This window comes from Nocardiopsis salina YIM 90010, assembly GCF_000341025.1.
In the GTDB taxonomy this organism is placed as follows: Bacteria; Actinomycetota; Actinomycetes; order Streptosporangiales; family Streptosporangiaceae; genus Nocardiopsis; species Nocardiopsis salina.
In genome coordinates, this window is sequence record NZ_ANBF01000154.1 from 1 (window position 1) to 1380 (window position 1380).

Consider the following 1380-nt stretch of genomic DNA (forward strand, 5'->3'; position numbering starts at 1 on the left):
CTCCCTGCCGTCCCCGACGCCCGTCATCGCGTCAGCCCCTTGGCCCCTGTCCCCAGGCCGCTGAGGGCCCGACCCGTTCTGCTCTCCGTCAACCAGGCGCACAGTCGCGAGAGCCGGTCGGCCCGTGCCCGGTACCGGTCGGTCTCGGCCCGAACCGCCTCCAGGCGCTGCTCCCAGTCGTCCGGCACCGCGGTCGTTGCTCCCTGCGCGGCGAGCAGCTCCCTGCGGGCGTCGATCCACACCAGGCCATGGGTACGGGCGACGGCCGCATCGCGGTCGTCACCGCCTGCCAGCCGCTCGGCCCGCGCGAAGGCGGCCGTCCGCTCGAGCCGGGGCCCGCCCAGGTCGTCGCCGGGGAGGGTCGCCCGGAGCAGGCCCGCCCGAGCCCGGTCGATCCTCCTGATCATGCGTTCGACGGCGTGCCGGGCGTATGTGTGGCCCGGGCGCACGGTCAGCCTGTGGGGAACGTCCGGGTCACGTGGAGGCGGTGAAGCCGCCGTGCGGACCCGGGGTTCGCAACGGTAGTGCTCGCGCAGCAACCGCATGTGCAGGTCCGGGGCGTCCAAGGGGTCGTGGCGGCCCGCGTCCACGCGGGGCCAGTGCCCGACCAGGGTCACGCGGATGTTCGACACGTCCCCCGCCAAGAGCGAATCCACCGTCGCGGTGGTGTCGTCGAACCGGTGTTCCCCCACGTCGACCACGACGTCGACCAGAGGTACCTGCCATTGCCGTCCCGGGCTCTGCCGGACCGACGGGGACAGGGGGAGGCGGTTTCCCACGAAGGGGCGCCGGAACCTGGCGCCGTCCTCCTTCCGTTCCTCCATCTGGGGCCTGCCCAGGTGGAGGCTGCTGCTCCCGGTCTCGGGGACGAACACCGCCCCGCCCTGGGCGAGCCGGAACCCGAGATGGGTGTCCTCACCCAGGACGAGCTCCGGGTCCATACCCCCGCAGGACAGATAGAACTCCCGGCGCACGGAGCCGGTGCCGCCGATGAAGTAGGAGTAGACGGAGTGACCGGCCGAGCGCAGGTCCCGTGAAGCGTCGTACGCCTCACGCAGCCACGCCAGCTCCTCGCCGGGAGCGTCGGTCAGCAGCTCCGGGGTGCCCGAGGCGATCGCTTCGAAGACCTCGTCCGGGCTCAGCCTCTCGGAGGTGTCCTCGACGAAACGCAGGTGCCCGGTGACGGCCAGATCGTCGGCCGTGTGGTGCCAGCGCATGAGCGCCTCGACGTGGTCTCGGAAGAAGAGCATGTCCGCGTCCAGGAAGACCAGGGCCTCGGCCTCGGAGGCCAGAGCACCGGTGTGCACCGCGTGGGCGCGTCCCCAGCCCTGGCGCGGTGCACGCACCAGCCGGGTGCGCTCCGGACACAGAGCGGGCAGC

At 72.5% G+C, this 1380-nt stretch carries 1 protein-coding gene; it reads right to left on the reverse strand.

Features of this window, described 5'->3' with window-relative positions; translation table 11 throughout:
* Window positions 1-23: 23 nt before the first annotated feature.
* Window positions 24-1380, reverse strand: a 1357-nt coding sequence (locus tag D474_RS29040) for a glycosyltransferase (RefSeq protein WP_017614777.1), incomplete at its 5' end; no start/stop codon positions are given.